This is a genomic window from Micromonospora sp. NPDC005979, from assembly GCF_040614415.1.
Taxonomy (GTDB): Bacteria; Actinomycetota; Actinomycetes; order Mycobacteriales; family Micromonosporaceae; genus Micromonospora.
Genome location: NZ_JBEXUR010000007.1, coordinates 204,252 through 224,412 on the forward strand (window position 1 = coordinate 204,252; position 20,161 = coordinate 224,412).

At 72.3% G+C, this 20,161-nt stretch carries 17 protein-coding genes and 2 pseudogenes; 12 read left to right on the forward strand and 7 right to left on the reverse strand.

Translation table 11 applies throughout. From position 1 onward, the window contains the following. Nucleotides 1-6: 6 nt before the first annotated feature. The gene (locus tag ABZ272_RS14370; protein WP_355050391.1) at nt 7-1,098 is read right to left on the reverse strand and encodes an NYN domain-containing protein; all 1,092 of its coding nucleotides are present in this window, start codon (nt 1,096-1,098) and stop codon (nt 7-9) included. A gap of 218 nt (nt 1,099-1,316) precedes the next feature. Here ABZ272_RS14370 and ABZ272_RS14375 point away from each other — a divergent pair, with 218 nt between their 5' ends. Beyond that, nucleotides 1,317-3,356, forward strand: a complete 2,040-nt coding sequence (locus ABZ272_RS14375; protein ID WP_355050392.1) for a glycosyl hydrolase family 28-related protein — start codon at nt 1,317-1,319, stop codon at nt 3,354-3,356. Nucleotides 3,357-3,397: 41 nt separating this feature from the next. Here the strand turns inward: ABZ272_RS14375 and ABZ272_RS14380 are convergent, their stop codons facing one another. The 4 genes from ABZ272_RS14380 to ABZ272_RS14395 are packed head-to-tail and all read right to left on the reverse strand — an operon-like array spanning nt 3,398 to nt 7,379. After that, complete coding sequence (locus ABZ272_RS14380; RefSeq protein ID WP_355050393.1) at nt 3,398-4,027, reverse strand: hypothetical protein; 630 nt, start codon at nt 4,025-4,027, stop codon at nt 3,398-3,400. Nucleotides 4,028-4,042: 15 nt separating this feature from the next. Next, nucleotides 4,043-5,137, reverse strand: a complete 1,095-nt coding sequence (locus ABZ272_RS14385) for an SRPBCC domain-containing protein (RefSeq protein WP_355050394.1) — start codon at nt 5,135-5,137, stop codon at nt 4,043-4,045. A gap of 48 nt (nt 5,138-5,185) precedes the next feature. Next, nucleotides 5,186-6,232, reverse strand: a complete 1,047-nt coding sequence (locus ABZ272_RS14390; protein WP_355050395.1) for a nitronate monooxygenase — start codon at nt 6,230-6,232, stop codon at nt 5,186-5,188. Between the two features lie 34 nt (nt 6,233-6,266). Next, nucleotides 6,267-7,379 (reverse strand): hypothetical protein, encoded by a 1,113-nt coding sequence (locus ABZ272_RS14395; RefSeq protein ID WP_355050396.1) that lies wholly within the window; start codon nt 7,377-7,379, stop codon nt 6,267-6,269. Nucleotides 7,380-7,658: 279 nt separating this feature from the next. On the opposite strand from ABZ272_RS14395, the gene ABZ272_RS14400 reads away from it, so the two are divergent. From ABZ272_RS14400 to ABZ272_RS14430, 7 genes and pseudogenes are all read left to right on the forward strand, one after another. After that, nucleotides 7,659-8,126, forward strand: coding sequence for a hypothetical protein (locus ABZ272_RS14400; protein WP_355050502.1), 468 nt, complete (start codon nt 7,659-7,661; stop codon nt 8,124-8,126). Continuing rightward, the gene (locus tag ABZ272_RS14405) at nt 8,126-9,517 is read left to right on the forward strand and encodes a hypothetical protein (RefSeq protein ID WP_355050397.1); all 1,392 of its coding nucleotides are present in this window, start codon (nt 8,126-8,128) and stop codon (nt 9,515-9,517) included. Before ABZ272_RS14400 ends, ABZ272_RS14405 begins: the two co-directional genes overlap by 1 nt. Continuing rightward, nucleotides 9,514-9,750, forward strand: a pseudogene (locus ABZ272_RS14410) (VWA containing CoxE family protein); the annotation flags it as partial. The gene ABZ272_RS14405 and the pseudogene ABZ272_RS14410, both read left to right, overlap by 4 nt. 171 nt (nt 9,751-9,921) lie before the next feature. After that, nucleotides 9,922-10,983, forward strand: a pseudogene (locus ABZ272_RS14415) (VWA domain-containing protein); the annotation flags it as partial. A gap of 14 nt (nt 10,984-10,997) precedes the next feature. Continuing rightward, nucleotides 10,998-12,110, forward strand: coding sequence for an AAA family ATPase (locus tag ABZ272_RS14420; protein ID WP_355050398.1), 1,113 nt, complete (start codon nt 10,998-11,000; stop codon nt 12,108-12,110). Beyond that, the gene (locus tag ABZ272_RS14425; RefSeq protein ID WP_355050399.1) at nt 12,107-14,932 is read left to right on the forward strand and encodes a hypothetical protein; all 2,826 of its coding nucleotides are present in this window, start codon (nt 12,107-12,109) and stop codon (nt 14,930-14,932) included. The genes ABZ272_RS14420 and ABZ272_RS14425 overlap by 4 nt, the downstream gene beginning before the upstream one ends. A 65-nt stretch (nt 14,933-14,997) precedes the next feature. Continuing rightward, the gene (locus ABZ272_RS14430; RefSeq protein WP_355050400.1) at nt 14,998-15,270 is read left to right on the forward strand and encodes a hypothetical protein; all 273 of its coding nucleotides are present in this window, start codon (nt 14,998-15,000) and stop codon (nt 15,268-15,270) included. 409 nt (nt 15,271-15,679) lie between these two features. Here ABZ272_RS14430 and ABZ272_RS14435 read toward each other — a convergent pair whose 3' ends face one another. After that, a complete protein-coding gene (locus tag ABZ272_RS14435) occupies nt 15,680-15,901 on the reverse strand; it encodes a hypothetical protein (RefSeq protein ID WP_355050401.1) in 222 nt (73 codons plus the stop codon). Nucleotides 15,902-16,111: 210 nt separating this feature from the next. Between ABZ272_RS14435 and ABZ272_RS14440 the strand changes: the two genes are divergently transcribed. Next, a complete protein-coding gene (locus ABZ272_RS14440; RefSeq protein WP_355050402.1) occupies nt 16,112-16,321 on the forward strand; it encodes a hypothetical protein in 210 nt (69 codons plus the stop codon). A gap of 84 nt (nt 16,322-16,405) precedes the next feature. Here ABZ272_RS14440 and ABZ272_RS14445 read toward each other — a convergent pair whose 3' ends face one another. Then, complete coding sequence (locus tag ABZ272_RS14445; RefSeq protein ID WP_355050403.1) at nt 16,406-17,674, reverse strand: Nramp family divalent metal transporter; 1,269 nt, start codon at nt 17,672-17,674, stop codon at nt 16,406-16,408. Nucleotides 17,675-17,853: 179 nt separating this feature from the next. Here ABZ272_RS14445 and ABZ272_RS14450 point away from each other — a divergent pair, with 179 nt between their 5' ends. From ABZ272_RS14450 to ABZ272_RS14460, 3 genes are read left to right on the forward strand one after another with little or no spacing between them, the layout of a single operon-like run. Next, on the forward strand, nt 17,854-18,261 hold the full coding sequence (locus ABZ272_RS14450; protein WP_355050404.1) for a GntR family transcriptional regulator: 408 nt from the start codon (nt 17,854-17,856) through the stop codon (nt 18,259-18,261). Nucleotides 18,262-18,281: 20 nt separating this feature from the next. Beyond that, nucleotides 18,282-19,172: an ABC transporter ATP-binding protein gene (locus ABZ272_RS14455; protein ID WP_355050405.1), complete on the forward strand. Its 891-nt coding sequence runs from the start codon at nt 18,282-18,284 to the stop codon at nt 19,170-19,172. Then, nucleotides 19,169-20,149 carry a transporter gene (locus ABZ272_RS14460; RefSeq protein WP_355050406.1) on the forward strand — a complete coding sequence of 327 codons (981 nt, stop codon included), beginning with the start codon at nt 19,169-19,171 and terminating at the stop codon, nt 20,147-20,149. The genes ABZ272_RS14455 and ABZ272_RS14460 overlap by 4 nt, the downstream gene beginning before the upstream one ends. Nucleotides 20,150-20,161 lie beyond the last annotated feature (12 nt).

Genomic DNA, 20,161 nt, shown 5'->3' on the forward strand with positions numbered 1-20,161 from the left:
ATGCAGTCAGGACGAGGTGGTGAGCAGGTAGTCGTCCGCCTCCGGGCTCCACCGCAGGTCGACCGCGCCGCTGGTGGCGGCGGCCTTGCAGAACTGCAGGAAGCTGCGGTAGCCGAGCTTCTTCTCGCTGAAGTCGGGCCGGACCCGGCGGAGCTGGTTCTTCAGGCCGGAGAGCGCCACCGGGTTGCCGGCGCTGCCCAGGTCGCCCACCACGCCCCGGAGCAGGCCGAACGCCACCTCCCGGTCGCCGTGCTCGGGCAGGGACACCTCGGGGTCACCCTTGGCGGGCCCCTCGGCCAGGTCGACCACGTTGTGCTCGGCGAGGTGGCGCAGCAGCTCGCCGAAGGTACGGAAGCCGTAGTCGGACTCGCTGAAGGTCGGGTCCTTGCGCAGCAGGGTGCGCTTGAGCCGGGACGCGGTCACCTCGCCGCTCGCGCTGCCCTGCAGACCGGCCACCGTCTGGGCGACCTGCACGGCGAGCGCGTCGACGTCCCGGCCGGGCTCCTCCCCCACCGGCGGCTCCTCCACCTCCGGCTCCCGCTGCTGCTCCGGCTCGGTCGGCCGCTGATCGGGGCCGGTCTGCCGGACCGGCCGGGCGTGCCGGGCGCGTACGGGCGGGATGTCCACGCCCTCCAGCCGGTCGTAGTACAGGAACTCGTCGCAGGCCGGTGGCAGCAACGCCGACGTGGACCCCTCCACCCCGACGCCGATGACCCGCTTGTTGAGCTCACGGAGCTTGTGGACGAGCGGCGTGAAGTCGCTGTCGCCGCTACAGATGACGAAGGTCGAGATGTAGTCGCGTTCGAACGCCAACTCGATCGCGTCGACGGCCATCTTGATGTCGGCGGCGTTCTTGCGGGACGCCCCCATCCGCTGCGGGATCTCGATCAGCTCCACGTGGGACCGCGTGAGCATCCGGCGGTCCTCGTCGAAGTACGACCAGTCGGCGTACGCCCGGCGCACCACGACCCGCCCACGCTCGGCCAACGCGTCGGCGATCGGCCGGAAGTCGAAGGCCCCGCCGCCACGATGGTCGCGGGCCCCCAACGCCAGGTTCTCGTAGTCGAGAAAGAGGGCGATGCGATCTTCGTGCTCCACGCGGCTCACCCTACGCCGGCCGTACCGGTTCGGGGCGCACTCGACGCGCCGCACCTCAACTCGCTATCCGTCCATTTCTTGCGGTCCAATAGTCGCCTCTTTTCATTCTTCGATTGACGTCTTGCAGTGGGATGTTCGGTGCTGCATCATGACGCTCAATGTCGGGCGTCGGGGGCGCCGGGCGGACCTCCACCACCACCCACCCAGGAGGGTCACCGATGTCTCGCAGCATCCTGCCGGCGCGCGGACGACCGGGCCGCCGCCCGGTCGCCACCGCCGTCGCGCTCGCGACCGGCCTCGCCGTGCTGGTCGCCGGACCCACCGTCGCCGCCGCCGGCCCGGCCACGCCATCCGGCACGCAGCCGGTCGTCACCCGGGCGGCCCTCGATCCGGCACTCGTCGCCGGGCGCGGGGCCGACGTCGACTTCGTCGAACAGGAGGCCGAGAACGCCCGCACCAACGGCGAGATCATCGGCCCGGACCGGTCCGCCTACACCCTGCCCTCCGAGGCGTCCGGCCGCCGGGCCGTCCGACTCACCCCGGGCGAGTACGTCGAGTTCGTCCTGCCCAGCGCCGCCAACGGGATCACCGTGCGGTACAGCATCCCGGACGCGCCGTCCGGCGGCGGGATCACCGCGCCGCTGACGATCGCCGTCAACGGCAAGCACGTGCGCGCCATGACGCTGACCTCGCAGTACTCGTGGCTCTACAACCAGTACCCGTTCACCAACGACCCGCAGGCCGGCCTGCTGCACCCGGACTGGTGGATCACCGAATGCCAGTGCGTGCCGTCGGCCACCACGCCGTACCCGAGCATCAGCACGCCGTTCCGGCCCACCCACTTCTACGACGAGCAGCGACTGCTGCTCGGGCGCACGTACCGGGCCGGCGACAAGGTCCGGCTCACCGCGCCGACCGGCACCGCCGCCGCCTGGACGGTCATCGACCTGCTCGACTCCGAACTGGTCGCGCCGCCGCGCGTACGGCTGCTCGCGGCGAACGTCCTCGCGTTCGGCGCCGACCCGACCGGCCGACGGGACTCCGCCGACGCGATCGACAAGGCCGTCGCCTTCGCCCGCCGCACCCACCTGAAGGTGTACATCCCGCCGGGCACCTACCAGGTCAACCGGCACATCATCGTCGACGACGTGACGATCGAGGGCGCCGGCAACTGGCACACCATCATCAAGGGCCGCGAGGTCGCCCTGTCGACCCCCGCGCCGGACGGCTCGGTGCACACCGGCGTCGGGTTCTACGGCCGCGACGCCGCCGACGGCGGCAGCCGCAACGTGCACCTCTCCGGCTTCGCCATCGAGGGCGACGTGCGGGAGCGCATCGACACCGACCAGGTCAACGCGATCGGCGGAGCGATGAGCGACTCCACCATCGACGGGCTCCACCTGCGCCACACCAAGGCGGGCCTGTGGTTCGACGGTCCGATGCGCAACGTCCGGGTCACCAACACCATCGTCGTCGACCAGATCGCCGACGCGCTCAACTTCCACACCGGCGTGACCGACTCCCTGGTGGCGCACAATTTCGTCCGCAACACCGGCGACGACGGCCTGGCGATGTGGTCGGAGAAGACGGCCAACGCCCGGAACACCTTCGACCACAACACCGTGCAGTCGCCGACGCTGGCCAACGGAATCGCCATCTACGGCGGCACCGACACGACCGTCTCGCACAACCTCGTCGCCGACCCGGTCCGCGAGGGCAGCGGCCTGCACGTCGGCGCCCGCTTCGGCGCGGAGCCGTTCGCCGGATACCTGCGGTTCACCGGCAACACCACGGCCCGCGCCGGCACGTACGAGCTGAACTGGAACATCGGGCTCGGCGCCATCTGGATGTTCGCGCTGGACCGCAGCATCGACGCGGCCATCGAGGTGACCGGTGACGCGTACCTGGACAGCACCTACAACGCGATCATGCTGGTCAGCGACTGGCCGGTGAAGGACCTCTACTCGATCACCAACGTGAACTTCCGCGACGTCCGGGTCGACGGCACCGGCACCTCGGTGGTCAGCGCCCGTACGGCCGGCTCGGCCTCGTTCGCCAACGTGGACGCCCGCAACGTGGGCGCGGTCGGCGTCAACAACTGCGGGTCGTTCCACTTCACCCCGACCGGGTCGGAGTTCACGCTGACCGACCTGGGCGGCAACGACGGCGGCTGGCTCGCCCCGTGGCTCCTGCCCAACACGATCACCTGCGACGACCGGCCGCCGGTCTCGCCACCGCCGCCTCCGGCACAGTGGTGAACGCGGTGGGCGGCCCGGTCGACCGGGCCGCCCACCGCCGTCTAACGCGTGCGGACGTACGCCAGCGGCACCGTCGTCGGCTGCCCGTCCCAAGAACCGCGCAGGGTGCCGCCCCGAACCTCGCCCGCCCCGGCGACCGGCCGGCGGACGACGACCAGCTCCACCGCGTCGGTGACGATGACGGTGTCGTCCCCGTCGACGACCCGCCGAACCGCGCCGACCTCCGGCACGTCCCCGCCGCCGTCGACGTCGATCGTCATCGCCGGCGGTCGCACCTCGCGCCGACCGTCGACCTCGAAGTACTGCTCCGCCTGACCGGCGCCGCTCAGGACGGCGTGGGTCAGCGCCGCCGCGTACACCGGGTCGGCGCAGGCGTCGTACACCCAGCGGCGGCCGAGCGTCGAATGATCGGTGGTACCGACCAGCCACTCGTCGGCGTCGTCGAGCGGCGCGGCGCGGTAGGTCAGTGGAACCTGGTGGACCGGCCCGTCGGCGGCGGCGACCAGGATCGTCTCCATGCCGACCTCGCCGGCCGGGTCGTCGAAGCGGTACGCCCCCCTACTCACCACCTCGACGCCGGCCGGTCCCCGGTACCAGGGTCGGTCGGGCAGCCAGGTCGTCAGCAGTTCGAGCTTCGTGGGGCGCAGTGTCGCCCGGTGCAGCAGTGCCATGCGTCAGGAGCCTAGTCAGAACCCCGCGCACGGGTTGCCGCCTACGGTGCACCCCTCCGGCTCCCGGGCCTTGGGTCGGCTGTCGCGGACGTCGAAGCGGATGGTCCGCGACCCGCCGGCCGGCAGGGCCTCGCCGGTGAAGGTGAGCGCCTGCCCGTCCCGGGACGAGTCGGCCCCGTCGACGTCGTCCACGCTGCTGCCCTCGGCCAGGGTCACCACCACGACCCACTGCTCGACGGGCGCTGGCCCCGGATTGTCCACCACCACCTCCCCGGTGTAGCCGAACAGCCGACTGGAGGCGGTGTCGTACCGCGCGACCAGCGGGGGCGGGGGCGGCGGCCCGGTGGGAGTGGGAGTGGGCGACGGCTTCGCCGACGGGGTACGCGTCGGTCGGGCGCTGGTCGGCGTGGCGGTGCGCGACGGGCGCACGGAGGGCGTGACCTTCGGCTGACCGGAGGTCGCCGCCGCCTCCACGAGGCTCGGCTCCGGTGTCGTCGGCGTCGGCGACGAGGTCGGCGTGGCCACCTGGTCCGGGTCGCCCGGCAGCGTCAGCCACGCCGCCGTACCCGCCGCCAGCACGACCCCGACGAGTCCGGCGACGACCGCCCGCCGACGACGACGCCGGACCGGGCCGGCCGCCGCGATCACCGGCAGTTCGGTGGTCATTCCGGCCTCGCCTCGGCGCAGGTCGACCTGCTGGAACGCGAGCCAGTCCAGAATGGCCGGCAGACGCACGGTGAGCGCCTGACGCAGTTGCTGTTCACGGGCGTCGCGCTGCTCGTCCGACCAGGCGCCGTGGGTCGGCACCTCCCGCACGGCCAGTCGACTGCCCTCTCTGGTGGCGGTGACGGTGCAGGTCAGCTCGCTGAGCCGGCCGGCCTCGTCGCAGCGCAACGCCAGCAGCTCCGGCACCTGCCGCTCGGTCACCTCGACCTCGACGTCGGCGTCGAAGCCGGGCAGGTCGGCCGTGTGCACCAGCAGCCGGTCCGGTACTCCCTCCACCATGTCCGCCTCGGCGAACCAACGGCCGAGCAGCTCCCGATCCGTCAGTGCGAGCCAGACCCGGTCGGACGGGTGGGACAGGTCGACGTGCGCGCCGATCTCGATCACGGCGAGACTCTAACGGGTGGCCAGGAGACTCCGGGGTCGGAGGCCGGCTCAGCCCCAGCGGCCCGCCCGCTCGACGGCCTCCGTCAGCGCCACCCGGGCGGCGGTGCTCAGCTCGACGACCAACTCGGCGGCAGGTACTTCCCGGGCGAGGGGGTGCGCCTGCCCGGCCCACAGGTTCGCCACCGAGGCGTCGCCGTCGCGTCGGGCGGCGGCGAGCAGCGGACGGGTCAGGTGCAGCACCTGCGGGTAGCCGGCCGGCGCCTGCGCGTCGTGCGTCCGCAGGAAGTCGTTGACCACGCCACGGGCCCGCTTGCCGGTGTACGCCCGGGTCAACGCGGTCGGGGCGACGCTGGCCACCGCCGCGCGGTGCAACGGCGAGCTGCCCGCCTCCGGGCAGCGCAGGAACGCCGTACCGACCTGCGCCGCGACCGCCCCGGCGGCCAGCGCCGCCGCCAGCGCGGGGCCGTCGGCGATGCCGCCCGCCGCCACCAGCGGACGGTCGCATCCGGCGACCAGCCGGAGCAGCGGCAGCAGCGCGTAGTCGTCGTCGTCCGGCAGACCGCCGCGGTGCCCGCCGGCCTCGGTGCCCTGCACGATGACGGCGTCGACGCCCAGGCCGGCGGCGGCGGTGGCGGCGTCCGGTCGGGTGACCGTCGCCCACACCTCGGTGCCGCGCTCCCGCAACGCCGTCACGGCGGCGCGGTCGGGCAGTCCGAACGCGAAGGACACGACCGGCACCGGGTCCGCGAGGAGCGCGGCCAGCTTCTCGGGGTACGCGTCGTCCCCGCCCACCGGATCGCCGAGCGTCACCCCGAACTGCTCGGCCTGCGGCGCGAGCCGCCGCGCGTACGCCGAGACGGCGGCCTCGTCGACCTGACCGTCACCGGGTAGGAAGACGTTGACCCCGAACGGCCGGTCGGTACGGGCGCGCACCGCGCCGATGTCGGCGACCAGCCGGCCGGTGTCGATCATGCCGGCGGCCAGGAACCCGAGTCCACCGGCGGCGGAGACCGCCGACACGAGATCCGGCGTGGACGGGCCGCCGGCCATCGGGGCGGCGACGATCGGGTGGCGTAGCGCGGACAGCACGGACATCCACCCATCCTCCCGTACCGCGCCCGGTCCGCCGTCAGCGTCGGTCGGTGTGCCGCCGCCACAGCAGTCCGGCCACGGCGAGGAGCGCCAGCAGCGTCCCCGCGCCGGCCGCCAGCGACCACACCTGACCGCCGCCGATCCCGGCCGCCTGCGCCGCCGGGCTGGCCGCGGCGGGCGACGGCGGGGCCGCCGTGGTGGACTCCGCGGGATGAGCGGCGGGGCCGGCCGTCGTGGGGTACCGCAGGATCGTCGGCCGGGTACCGGCCGGTTGGTCGGCGGACTCGGAGACGGTGAGCAGCGACCGGCCGTCCCGGCTGTAGGTGATCGACTCGCCCTGCGGCTCGTCGGGCAGTGGCGTGATCCGCGGGGTGCCCGAAGTCAGCGCGCCGACCAGGTCGCCGCCGGACACGTCGTACTCGAACGCGTCCGCGTAGCTGCGCAGCACCACCCGGCGGCCGTCCGGCGCGCTCGCCGCGCCGGTCACGACACTCCGGCCGAGAAACGAGTACGGATTACTGGTCGTGGTGGCCGGCAGGACCACCTTGCCCACGGAGGCCAACGGCGTGGTGGCGCCCGGCTTCAGCGCGGTGGTCGGGGCGTACAGGACCACGGTGCCGCTGCCACCCTTGGTGATGATCAGCGGCCGACCGGACGCGTCGATCAGCAGCGCCTCCGCGTCGTGCGGATTGTCCGGGTACGTCATCCGGTACAGCACCGGCTCCTCAGCGCCGGACGCGAGCCGCCACAGCGCGATCGTCTCGCGGTTGCGGTCGTTGTCACCGATGTCGGCCACCCAGAGGGTGCCGTCCCGGCCGACGGCCAGGTCCTCGGTGTCCCGGGGCCGGGTGGGGTAGCGGACGGTCCGCGCCACCGCGCAATTCCTGTCGAGGAAGAAGATCCGTCGGCGGGCCTCGTCGTCGGCGCCGTCGTTGACCACGACGTACCCATCGTCGGTGGTGACCATCCCGGACAGCTCGTTGAGCCGCTCGTCGCGGATCTCGCACACCGGGTCGCCCGCTTTCACGGCACCGGCCGCCGCCGGAGCCGCCGGTAGGGCCACAGCCAGCGACGCCGCGCCCGCGACGAGAGTCGCCAGCGCCGTCGTGCGGACGCGCCGCCCCCGGGTCACCCAGCCGCGTACCCGCATCGTCCGCCTCCTCGTCGGGGCCGGTGGCCCGGCCGTCCCGCCCATCCTGGCCGATCGGGGACGGCGACGGCGACCAAGCGCGCGGACCCGACGGCATCCGCGCTCCGGGCCGCGCGCCGCCGTGCCCGCACCGCAGCCGGATCTGTCGTACCCGTGGTCCATGATCGTGTCGTCGCAGCGCCGCCGACGCCGGCCGCGCGCGCACCACCCTGGATTCTTCTCGATGTGGGAGGCCGTGACGTGACGAACGCCGACGAAGCCGACTGGCGGCGGCGCAGCGTGGTGGCGGTGCTGCCGCCCGCCCGCTCCCGGAAGCTGGCGAAGGTGCCCTTCGTCGAGCTGGCCGACGGACGTCTGCAGGGCGTGGTCTCCAGCGGGTCGGACGTCGAGCGGGTCTACGTCTCGTCGGTCACGGCCGGCACCCACGCCTACCAGTGCAGCACCAACAACAACCGACCGTGCGGTGGCTTGCGCGCCACCCCGTGCAAGCATCTGCACGCGCTCGCGGACGAGGCCCTCCTCCAGTACGGCGTCGACCGCGTCGCCCGCTACCTGCGGGTCGACGTCGGCGACGGGGTGGCCACCGGAGCGGAGCTGCTGGCCCGACTGGACGGTCAGCCCGAGCCGGCGTCGGCGGCGGTGGTGTTCAGTCGCTTCCTGCGCCACCTCGCCTACCTGGAGGTTCCCGTCAGCACGGCCCCGCTGCCCGAGCTGCACTGGTTCCCGGCGACCCGGGCCGGCCGCTGATGCGCGGCACCCAGGTCGCGGCCCTGCGTACGGCCCCGGCCGGGTTGACCGACGCGCTCGATGTGGTGGCCGGCTTCGACGACGCCCTCGTCGACGGTTTCGGCCGGGTCGGCGAACGGGGCGCGTCCGCACTGGCCGCGTTCGCCGACGCGCTCACCGGCACGCCACTGGGTGACCCGGTGGCCGTCGCGGTGGACGCGGTCGTCGCCGGGTCGGTCGCCCCGCAGCACCTCGCCGCGCTCGCCGGCGCGCGCTCGGCGCTGCTCGGCGCGGCACACGACGCCCTGCTCGGGCAGCTCGACGAGACACTCGGCCGCACGCGGTCGTCGTGGACGGCACCGACCAGCGTGCCTCCCGAGGCGCCGGCCGCGCTCGCCGGCGCACGGGCGTGGTGGCACGAGGTGGCGCTCACCGGCTGGCGGGGCGTCGACCACGAGCTGCTCTCCGTCGCCGCCGGGGTGGTCGAGACCAGCCTCCTCGTGCCGGAGCTACGACGCGTCGCGGTGCTGCTCGACGGGCTCGCCGCCGAGCTGCGGGCCTGCGTCCCGGTCGCCACCATGGCGCGGGTGCCGGCACGCCGGTGGGCCGATCTCTGGGCTCGCGGCGTCCTGCTCGCCGAGGGCACGCCGCCGCCCGATGCGACGCCCTCGGTCTCCGGCCGGCTGTTGCCGCTCGGTGTGGACGTGCACAGTCACGACACCGCGGTGCAGATCCAACTGCACGCCATCCTGGAGCCGGCGGACGGCGGCCCGGCGCGGCTGGTCCGCACGGCGGTCACCGCGGCGAAGGTCGACACCATCGTCGGTCCGGCGATCTGGCGGCTGTTGTCGCACCATCCGGCGCTGCTCACCGCGCTGGCCGACAAGCGGGCGTTGACCGTGACCGACCTGCCGCTGCGCGGCGGCGACCTGGGCTGGGTCGACGACCGGGTCCGGCTCGACGAGCCCGCCGACCCGTTCGCCACTGCCCGGGTCCTGTTGCCCGCGGCGACCACGGCCGCGACCGACCCCCTGGATCGACACCCGGCGGGCATCGCCGAGCCCGTCCTCGTGGAGGGACCCGTGATCCGGGACGAGACCGGCGCCCTCGCCGTCGAGGTGGACGGCGAACGGATACCGCTGGCCGTCGACAGGTTGCCGGCCGCCGGTCCGCTGACCGTCGACCTGGTCGCCAGCGCGTCCGCCAGCCTGGGGCTCCTGCGCTGGGACGACGACCGGTGGCAGCTCCAGCCGTTGGCGGTGCTGGGCACGGTGAAGCGGCGGACGGTGCCGGCGCACAACGGCGACTGGGCGTGCGGCGTCACCGATCCGAAGATCGCCAAGGAGGAGGCGCGGGCGGGCGACGCCGTGGCCGTGCTGCGCGAACGCGCGGGACGGTTGCTGCGCCGATGACCACGCCGATCCCCACCGGCGGGTTCGCCGACGCCAACCGCCGTCAGGTCCTCTACTGGCGGCTCTTGTCCCGCCTCTTCGACCGCGACGAGCAGCCCAGCCTGGAGTCGGCGAGCGTCGCCGTCGTCGACGACCTCGGGCTGCCCGCCGCCCTGCTGGACCCGGCCGTCTCGGTGGACACCATCGTGCAGCGCTTCCCGACGCTCGCGGCCGAGCTGCGCGGCCTGCTCACCCCCACCGACGCCGAGCCCGACGCGGTCGGACCCGACGCCATCGGACCCGACGCCATCGGGCCTCGGGCCGTTGGGTCGGACAGCGGGCGGGACGACGCCGCGCCGCACGAAGGCGGGCCGCACGAAGGCGGGCCGCACGAAGGCGGGCCGCGCGCGGATTCGGCCTATCTGCCCGGTGCCGCCGAGGTACGCCGCGCCGCGCTCGTGTCGAAGGTGCTGCTGAACGTGTTCGCCACCGGCTCCGGCCCGGTCAGCGCGACCCAGCTGGCCCGATGGCAGTCCGACGCCGGCTGGTTCGAGCAGGCACTCGGCTGCGAGCCCGGCGAGCTGCGCCGTCAGAGCGGCGGGCTGGGCGGCACCCTCGCCGGGCTGGAGGGTGACCTGGTCCGACGGATGCACCTGCGGGAGGTGCTCGCCGACCCCGCGCTGGCCAGCCAGCTGACCCCGAGCATGTCGCTGATCGAGCAGTTGCTACGGGACAAGGCCAACCTGTCCGGGCTGGCGCTGGCGAACGCCAAGGCGCTGATCCGGCGCTTCGTCGACGAGGTCGCCGAGGTGCTCCGGACGCAGGTGCAACAGACGAGTGTCGGCGCGCTCGACAGGTCGGTGCCGCCCAAGCGCGTGTTCCGCAACCTGGATCTCGACCGGACCATCTGGCAGAACCTGACCAACTGGAGTCCGGACGACGAGCGGCTCTATGTCGACCGGCTCTACTACCGGCACACCGCACGCCGCACCACTCCGTCCCGGCTCATCGTGGTGGTCGACCAGTCCGGCTCGATGGTCGACGCGATGGTCAACTGCACGATCCTCGCGTCGATCTTCGCCGGCCTGCCGAAGGTGGACGTGCACCTGATCGCGTACGACACCCGGGCACTGGACCTCACCCCGTGGGTGCACGACCCGTTCGAGGTGTTGCTGCGTACGCAGCTGGGCGGCGGCACCGACGGCACGGCGGCGCTGACGCTGGCGCGGCCGAAGATCGCCGAGCCGAAGAACACGGTGCTGGTGTGGATCTCCGACTTCTACGAGGTCAACCACCAGGCGGTCTTCGACGGCCTCCAGTCCGTGCACCGCTCCGGCGCCAAGGTCATTCCGGTGGGCTCGGTCAGCAGCTCGGGCCAACAGAGCGTCAACCCCTGGTTCCGGCAACGCCTGAAGGACCAGGGCACCCCGGTCATCTCCGGCCACATCCGCAAGCTCGTCAGCGAGCTGAAGAACTTCCTCACCTAGGAGAGCAGTCCCTCATGTCCGAGATGTTGCGCGCCCCCGCCGAGGTCACGTACGCCGACGAGCTGGATTTCCTCGAGTCGGTCGACACCGGTCCGAAGCCGTTCTCGTGGCGCCTGAGCCCGCGCATGGTCCGGCTGTTCATTCTCGGGTCGGAGCGGGCCGACGGCCTGTCCCGGGAGATCCCGCAGAAGTGGTTCGGCGACCGCAGTTTCGTCGAGCGCGCCATCGTCACCCTCGCCTCGGACCGGGGCCTGCTGCTGATCGGTGACCCCGGCACCGGCAAGAGCTGGCTGGCCGAGTTGCTGGCCGCGGCCATCTGCCGAAACTCGACCCTGGTCGTGCAGGGCACCGCCGGCACGACGGAGGACCACATCAAGTACTCGTGGAACGTGTCCATGGTGATCGCCAAGGGCCAGTCCCGGGAGTCGATGATCCCGTCGCCGATCATGACGGCGATGGAGCGTGGCGTGGTCGGTCGCTTCGAGGAGTTGACCCGCTCCACCAGCGACGTGCAGGACGCGCTGATCTCGATCCTGTCCGAGAAGTACGTCGCGATCCCCGAGCTGGACCAGGACAACATCGTCTTCGCCCAACCCGGTTTCTCGATCATCGCGACGGCGAACAGCCGCGACCGGGGCGTCAACGACCTCTCCTCGGCGCTCAAGCGACGGTTCAACTTCGTCCGGATTCCGGTGGTCACCAACAAGCGCAGCGAGGCCGAGATCGTGCGGTTCCGCACCGAGGAGTTGCTGCGCCGGCACCGCATCGAGCTGGACGTGCCGCCCACCCTGCTGGACATCCTGTTGCAGAGCTTCGCCGACCTGCGCGCCGGTGCCGCGGCGGCGACGAGCGACGACGAGAAGCTGGAGTCGGCACTGTCGACCGCCGAGCAGATCGGCGTGCTGGAGGACGCGATCCTGCACAGCCAGTTCTTCGGCGACCGTACGCTGCGCGCGGCGACGCTCGCCGGGTCGTTGGTCGGGTCGCTGGCCCGGCGCAGCCCGGAAGACCTGGCAATCCTCAACAAGTACCTGCACGGCGTGGTCGAGCCACGGGCCCGCAAGGACGACGACGGCTGGGCGGGCTTCCTGGACGGTGGTCGTCAGGCGATCGCGTCCCTCTCGTGACCGCGTCGACAGTCGCCGGCACGTTCGGCGCGCTCCGCGAGCAGCTCACCGACGCGGCGACCGCGTTCGCGGGCTCCTCCGACGCGCTCGGCGCGATCCTCGCCGGGATGGTCGACGATGTCGACCGGGCGCTCGGCGAGCCGCTGGAGATCTTCCCGGTCTGCCACCACTCGCCGGCCTCCGCGCTGGCCATGGTGCGCCGGCTGCGCGCCAAACAGCCCCGGGTGATCTACCTGGAGCTGTGCGAGGATCTCCAGCCGCTGCTCGGCGAGTTGCGCAACTGCCGCCTGCCGGTGGCGGTTCAGGCGTTCGCGTCGGAGCTGTCCGGCTTTCCGGCCGACTGGGGGCCGCTCAGCGTCGTCGCACCGATCACCGAGGCGTCGGCGGAGTACCAGGCCATCGCGTACGCGTTGGAGACCCCCGGCGTGGAGCTGGTGTTGGTGGACCGCTCCACCGACCACGTCTTCCAGTGGTCACCGCGCGACCAGCCGACCGGCGGGAGCAACGCGAACGGGCCGACCGACACCGCTGCCGAATCGGGGCTGCACGGCGACGCCGTCGGGGTGGAGATCGGCGACCTGCGGCCCCGGTTCGCGGAGCTGGAGGCGTACCTGCTGCATCACGGCAAGGTGCGGCACTGGTCGGAATGGTGGGACCAGTACGTGGAACGCCCGCTGGCCGACGCCGACCACGACACGTACCGGCAGGTGATGGTGCTGATCGGCAGCCTGTTCCGGCGGCTGCGCCCGGCCGACGCGGACCGTCTCGATCGCGACGAGGATCGCGAGCGGTACATGTGGACGCGGATGCGCCAGCACCTGGCCACCTCCGGCGTCGATCCGGCGGACTGCCTCTACGTCTGCGGCGCGTTCCACGCCGCCAGCCGGGTCGAGCAGTTCGGGCTGGGCTCCGCGGCCGACGACTTCGAGATCACCCCGCGCACCGACACCCGCTGGCGGTACGGGCTGATCCCGTCCAGCCACTCGGCGATCGAGGCACAGTTCGGGCTGGCGTCCGGCTCGGTGTCGATCGCTGCGGCGACCTGGGCCAAGGAGGTACGCCGCCACGGGCTGTCGCCGTACCAGCTCGGCGCCCAACGCACGACGGCCGTGCGGGGGCGACGCGGTCGGGTCACGACGGTCCCCTCCCCCGCCGGGCCGGTCGATGACCGACTCACCGGCTTCCTCGCCGCGCCACCGCGCCCGGACGGTCTGGACGAGGCGGAGTTGCGCGGCTGGTGTGTCGACATCGTGCGGTTGGCTCGCCGCAACGGATATCTGGCGAGCACCGCCGACGCCATCGCGGTCTTCGAGACGTCGGTCCTGCTGGCCGGGCTGCGCAACCGGGCCCGGCCCACGCCGTACGACTTCGCCGACGCCGCGGTCACCTGTATCGAGAAGGACGTGGTGCCCGGACGGCGGGACGTCCGACGGCTCTGCGAGATCCTGCTGGGCGGCGACCGGATCGGTCAGGTCGGCTACGACGCTCTGCCGCCGCTGGCCCGCGACGTGTTCGATCGGCTGGAACCGCTCGGCCTGGCCCTGGAGAAGCGGACCGTCCAGCGGGCGCTGCTGGACCTGAACGCCGAGCCGGCGCTGGGCCGCTGCTCGGACCTGCTGTGGATCCTGCGGCATCTGCTGCCACCGGCCGCGGTCCGCCCGATCATGGGTGAGCGGCGGCTCGGTCAGCGCTCGGTCCAGGAGAGCTGGGACCTGGCGCTCGGTCACCATCAGCGGGCGTTGATCGAGCTCGGTTACGAGGGTGTGACCGTCGAGCAGGTCCTGGAGCAACGACTGCGCCGGGCGGTGCGCGGCCCGGACGCCACCGCCGCCAGCGCTCTGGCCGCGGTCGAGGATGCGATCCGGCTGCTCGACAGCCCACGTCTGGTCGACGAGCTGGGGACGCGGGCGGTGGAGCTGCTCGCCAGCGCGCGCACCGTCGACGACGCTCCCGACGTGTTGCGCCGTATCCGACGGTTGCTGGCGCATCACCGGGCCACCGCGTCGACCCTGCCGGCCTGGTGCGAGGCGTTCGTGACGACCGGGTACGCGCACTACTGCACCCTGCTGCCCACCGCGATCACCAGCGACGAGACCAACGTGCGGCAGGTCGGCGCGATGCTCGGCTTCCTGTTCTCGATGGAGGGTCTGGCGCTGTCGTTGGGCTGCGACCGCTCCCAGCTGGAACTGGCCGTCGCGCAGTCGCACCCGACCGCGCCGGCGAAGGTGGCGCTGCTCTGGGCGGGCCGACACCAGCTCGGCCTGCTGTCGGTGGCCGATCTGCGGGCCCGGTGTGCCGAGCTGCTGGCCAACCCGCTGGTGGTGCCGGCCTTCCCGCAGTACCTGGCCGGATTCGTGCACGCGCTGGAACCGGTGCCGGGTCTCGCGCCGTTCGTCGTCGAGACGATCTCCACGGCCTTCGCCCGGCTGCCCGATCCGGTGCTGCTGCCCTGGTTGCCGACCCTGATCACGACACTGCGGGAGCAGGGTCCGGAGCTGGTTCCGCTCCTGATCCGGGAGGCCGGACGCACCTTCCCGGAGGCGCTGCCGGAGCTGGATTCCTGGGTGCCGCCGTGGGTCGCGGCCCCACCTGTCGGGCGGGTGGACGACCAACGCGCCGTGGCCGCGCCGCGGCGGCGGGTCGGTGTCCTCCTCGCCGCGCATCCCGAGGTGGTCGACGCGATCTCCGGTCTGCTCGGGTACGACGGCGGGTGGCTGCCGGCCTACGACGCTCCCGCCGAGCGGGGTGCGGTAGCGGGGCTGCTGGCGAGGCATCCCGAGACGGTCGAGGCCGTGGCCGCGCGGATGGTGCGCCAGGCGTGAGCGCGACGGCGGCGGGTAGGCAGCGGCCCGGCGTCATGTCGACTCCCGCCGGGCAGGAGGCTTCGATGAGCACGTACCGGGACGAACAGGGCGACCAGTTCCCTCCTCCGGAGGCGGACGCCGCCGAGCAGCGGCAGGACGCGTTCGACGTGGGGCCGCCGGACCGGGTCTCCGGCGACGTGGACCCGGAGGCGTCCGAGGCCGACCTGGCCGAGCAGGGCGCGCTGCCGGCCGGCGCCCTGGAGGAGGTGACGTCCCTGCCGGCCGACGCCAACCCGGCGGACGCCCTCGAACAGCGTCAGGAGATCCCGACGCGGGACGAGGGACGCCGCACCTGATCGCGCCGGTCGCGCCCCGCTGGAAAACTCCGCCCGTGACCGGCCGCACTTGACCCCGCCGGTCGCGCCGCATTCGCCGTTGGGGACTGGTGCCCCGACCCTCCGGGCGGCGGTACGTGGCTTAAGAACCAGTGGAAGTGACCGGAGTCGCGGGGTCGGTGGGCGGCCAAGGCCTGCTTGACCCAGCCCAAGAACCGGCGGTAGTGCTCCACCGGATCGGGTGCGGTCCGGTACAAGTCGGTCAGGTCCCTGCTCGCCTCAGTCAGGCAGCCAACCATGTCTACCCCGAGCAGCTTCGGCTCGTCCAAATAGTCGGCCACGAGTTCGACTTTCGCCTGCTCGCACGGCCAGGGATGCACGCAGGACGCGCAGAACCAGAACGGCCGGACCGGGGCGTGCCGTTGGCCACTCACTGCTGACCCCCGTGGTAGCGGACCGGCGACCATCGGCCAGATCGGCGCGGGGTCGACAACTGGCTGTGAATGATCGAGTTGACCGTTCCGAAGATGACGCCGGGTGCCCGCTGGACCCGTTCGAGGTCACCGGTCATTCGCGCGATGGCGGCCAGCCGGCACCGGACATCGAACAGCTCTCGCCGGGCGTCCAGGAGTGACGCCTCAAGCTGGCGCACGCGATCGTGTAGCCGCTCAACCTCTTGTTCCTGTTCCACCGCAGCCTCCGGGGGTGGGTTCGGATGGGGCGGCCGCCGCCGCTGGGCTCCACCTCCAGCGGCGACGGGGCGTAATCGATCCCACCCCAGACGTCACCACCCTGTCAACCTTAGCGCGCATATCTAAGCGCGCTCATGTTGACCTGCTACCGGCGGTCTACCTTCGTTCGCATGGCAGATGGACCGGGTGAACTCGTCGCGGCGGGCGAGATCCTGGCGATGCTCGGGGTGGGCCGCTCACGGTTCCGCCAGATCCAGCAGTCGCCACACTTCCCGGCTCCGTACGCCCGGCTGTCGGTCGGTTCGATCTGGCTCAAGGCTGATGTAGAGAAGTACATCGCCGAGCACCGACGCCCCCGCCCAATAGACGAGGACGAGTAGCCCCGTCCGCCCGTCCCCACCCCCTGAAAGTTGAGCAGTCGCGTCCTGGTGGGGCCGCTACCGGCGGCGGCGTCCCCGGCCGGCTCAGCCGGCGACGACCTGCCACAGCAGGAAGGCGTTGAGCGCGACGACCAGGACGGCGACTCCGGACGCGGCGGCCGTGGTCAGTGGGTGGTTGACGAGGTTGCCCATGAGGTCCCGGCGACGGGTGAAGGCGACCACCGGGATCAGCGCGAACGGGATGCCGAAGCTGAGGATGACCTGCGACAGCACGAGGGCGCGGGTGGGGTCGAGGCCGATGGCGAGCACGGCCACGGCGGGTGCCAGGGTGACCAGCCGGCGCAGCAGCAGTGGAACCCGGCGGCGCAGGAAGCCCTGCATGATCACCTCACCCGCGTAGGTGCCGACGCTCGTGGAGGCGAGCCCGGAGACCAGCAGGGCGACGGCGAACCCGAAGGCGGCGGCCGTGCCGATGCTCTCGCCCAGGCCGGCGTGTACCCCCTCCAGGCTGTCGGCGCCCACCGGCCCGCCGCCCCGGAAGCTGGCCGCCGCGATCAGCAGCATGGCGAGGTTGACCGCGCCGGCCGCCGTCAGGGCGAGCAGCACGTCGGTGCGTTGGCCCCGGAAGAGGGTACGGCGTTCGGCGTCGTCGGTCGCGGGGATGCGGTCGCGGGTCAGCGCGGAGTGCACGTAGATGACGTGCGGCATGACCGTCGCCCCGAGGATGCCGGCGGCCAGCAGGACGCTGTCGGTGCCCTGGAGGCGGGGCACGAGGCCGGCCATGGCCGAGCCCGGGTCGGAGCCGGCGGCGAGGAGGTTTGCCGCGAACGCCAGGACGATGACGCCGAGCAGCACGGCGATGGCGATCTCGAAGGCGCGGAACCCACGCGAGCGCAGGGCCAGCACGACGAACGCGGCCGCGCCGATGATCAGCCCACCGGGCAGCAGCGGGATGCCGAAGAGCAGGTAGAGGGCGACCGCTCCCCCAATGACCTCGGCCAGGTCGGTGGCCATCGCCACCAACTCGGCCTGCACCCACATCATCCGGTTCAGCGGGCGGGGCAGCCGCTCGCGGCACAGCTCGGGCAGGCTGCGGCCGGTGGCCAGGCCCAGCTTCGCGGTGAGCGTCTGCACCAGCATGGCCATCAGGTTGGCCACCACCACGACCCAGACCAGCAGGTACCCGTAGCGGGCGCCGGCCGCCGAGTTGGTGGCGAAATTGCCCGGGTCGACGTACGCCACGGCGGCGACGAACGCTGGGCCGAGCAGGATCAGCCGTCCGCGTACCCGGCCCCGGGCGCGGGCGATCTGTAGCGGCGTCGCCGTCGTCGCCCGGAGGTCGTTGGTGACCATCGAGCACCTCCCCATCGAGTACGGATCGCGTGCCTGTTCCCTTCCCGGGTGGCTGACCCGTCGGTGCCAGTCGGTGGCCCACGGGTGCCACGGTCCGTTCGCGCTTGACAGGCGCCGCCGACCCGACCAAGCTGTCTCATAGTCCTACTGTCGTAGGACAACAGGAAGGATCATCACGAGTGATCGAGTTCGTGCTCGACAGCCGGTCGAAGGTGAACACCTACATGCAGCTCGTGCAGCAGGTGAAGCAGGCGCTGCGCGTCGGTCTGCTCGCACCCGGCGATCAGCTGCCGAAGGTTCGGGACGTCGCTCAGTCACTGGCGATCAACCCGAACACGGTGCTGAAGGCGTACCGGGAGTTGGAGATCGAGGGTCTGGTCGGCGGCCGACCCGGGGTGGGCACGTTCGTCCAGCGCACCCTGGCCGGCGCGTCCCTGCCCAACCAGGCCGAGCTGCGTGACGACCTCGTGGCGTGGTTGCAGCGGGCGCGGGCCGCCGGCCTCACGGCCGAGGACGTCGTCGCCCTGGTGGAGACCACGCTGCGCGCCACCCTCACCGACGACGCCCCACAGAAGGAACCCGCGTGAGCGGTACGAGAGGACAGAGGATGGAAATGGTCTTGGAGGCCGACCGGCTGGGCAAGCGGTACGGCAGAACGTGGGCGCTACGGGACTGTTCGCTGCACCTTCCGGCCGGCCGGATCGCCGCGCTGGTCGGGCCCAACGGCGCGGGCAAGAGCACCCTGCTGCACCTGGCGGTCGGGCTGCTCAAGCCCGATGAGGGCGCGGTGCGGGTGTTCGACAGGTCGCCGTACGGCGACACGGAAGGGCTGGCCGACATCGGGTTCGTCGCCCAGGACACGCCGCTGTACCGGGACTTCACCGCCGCCGAGCTGGTCGTCGCCGGCGGCAAGCTGAACCGGCGATGGGACGCGGCACTGGCCCGGACCCGGTTGGCGCAGCTCGGGATACCGCCCGACAAGCCGGTCGGCAAACTCTCCGGCGGGCAACGGGCCCAGGTGGCGCTCGCTCTCGCACTGGCCAAACAACCCCGGCTGCTGCTGCTCGACGAGCCGGTGGCCAGCCTCGATCCGCTGGCCCGTCGGGAGTTCCTCCAGTCGCTGATGGGCAGCGTGGCGGACTCCGGCACCACCGTTCTGCTCTCCTCGCACCTGCTGGCCGACCTGGAGCGTGTCTGCGACTACCTGATCGTGCTCAACGCGGCCCAGGTGCAGCTCACCGGCTCGGTCGACGACCTGGTTGCCGGGCACCGGCAGCTCGTCGGCCCGCGGCACGACGGCGGACCGATCGGGGGCGTGGCGCACGTGGTCCGGGCCAGCCACACCGACCGGCAGTCCACGCTGCTGGTACGCACCGACGGTCCCGTCACCGATCCCGACTGGACGGTCCGCGACGTCAGCCTGGAGGACGTCGTCCTGGCCTACCTGGCCGACGGCGTCGCGCAGACCAGTCACAGCGAGTGGGGGGTGGCGGCATGATCTGGCTGACCTGGAGGCAACACCGCAAGCTGGCGTTCTACACCCTGCTGGGATTCCTGGTGCTCGCCGCGGTGCTGGTGCCGATCGGCCTGGCGATGCGGCACACCTTCGCTGACCTCGGACTCGCGGGGTGTCTACGCCCGTCGACCCTCAGCGAGACTGCCGCACAGACCTGTGAGGTGGGCCTGCGCCGCTTCAGCGACCGGTACGACAGTTTGAACCTGGTGGCGGTGCTGCTGATCACCCTGCCGGTGCTGGTCGGCCTGTTCTGGGGCGCACCGCTGGTGGCTCGCGAGGTGGAGCAGGGCACCCACCGGTTCGTCTGGACCCAGGGCGTCGGCCGCACCCGCTGGGCACTGGTGAAGTTCGGGCTGGTCGGCGGTGCGGTCGTGCTCCTCGCGGTCGGCTACGGACTGGGCATGTCGTGGTGGGTCGAACCGCTCACCCAGGCCGCGCAGGAGGGTCGACTCGGCGTGATCGTCTTCGACCTGCAGGGCATCGTGCCGATCGGCTACACCCTCTTCGCCGTGGCGCTCGGCATCTTCGCCGGCACTGTCTTCAAGCGGATGCTGCCCGCCATGGGCATCACCCTCGCCGGGTTCATCGGCGTACGGGCGGCGGTGGAGATCCTGGCCCGACCGCACTATCAGCCCGCCAAGACCCAGACCTTCCCGATCGAGGGGGGTGGGATTCCGGAGGGCGACCGGGGCAACTGGGTTCTCGCCGTGGGAATCCGCGACGCCGACGGGACGATGGTCGCGGAGAACACCCGCATCCAGTGCCCGCCGGGCGGCAAGGGCCCGGACGGCCGAGTCTGCGGTGCCGACCTGGGTCTCGGGCCGGGCGCGTACAACTGGGAGATGTACCAGCCGGCCGACCGGTTCTGGCTGTTCCAGAGCATCGAGACGGGCATCTTCGTCGCTCTCGCCGCGCTCCTGCTCTACCTCGCGGTGCGCCGGGTCCGCCGGATCGCGTAACCGGGCGGGTGA

Excerpts from the sequence above, each read along its gene's own strand:
- ABZ272_RS14375 (WP_355050392.1), top strand. The coding sequence starts at position 1,317 with ATGTCTCGCAGCATCCTGCCGGCGCGCGGACGACCGGGCCGCCGCCCG.
- ABZ272_RS14380 (WP_355050393.1), bottom strand. The coding sequence starts at position 4,027 with ATGGCACTGCTGCACCGGGCGACACTGCGCCCCACGAAGCTCGAACTG.
- ABZ272_RS14390 (WP_355050395.1), bottom strand. The coding sequence starts at position 6,232 with ATGTCCGTGCTGTCCGCGCTACGCCACCCGATCGTCGCCGCCCCGATG.
- ABZ272_RS14395 (WP_355050396.1), bottom strand. The coding sequence starts at position 7,379 with ATGCGGGTACGCGGCTGGGTGACCCGGGGGCGGCGCGTCCGCACGACG.
- ABZ272_RS14405 (WP_355050397.1), top strand. The coding sequence starts at position 8,126 with ATGCGCGGCACCCAGGTCGCGGCCCTGCGTACGGCCCCGGCCGGGTTG.
- ABZ272_RS14420 (WP_355050398.1), top strand. The coding sequence starts at position 10,998 with ATGTCCGAGATGTTGCGCGCCCCCGCCGAGGTCACGTACGCCGACGAG.
- ABZ272_RS14430 (WP_355050400.1), top strand. The coding sequence starts at position 14,998 with ATGAGCACGTACCGGGACGAACAGGGCGACCAGTTCCCTCCTCCGGAG.
- ABZ272_RS14440 (WP_355050402.1), top strand. The coding sequence starts at position 16,112 with ATGGCAGATGGACCGGGTGAACTCGTCGCGGCGGGCGAGATCCTGGCG.
- ABZ272_RS14445 (WP_355050403.1), bottom strand. The coding sequence starts at position 17,674 with ATGGTCACCAACGACCTCCGGGCGACGACGGCGACGCCGCTACAGATC.
- ABZ272_RS14455 (WP_355050405.1), top strand. The coding sequence starts at position 18,282 with ATGGAAATGGTCTTGGAGGCCGACCGGCTGGGCAAGCGGTACGGCAGA.
- ABZ272_RS14460 (WP_355050406.1), top strand. The coding sequence starts at position 19,169 with ATGATCTGGCTGACCTGGAGGCAACACCGCAAGCTGGCGTTCTACACC.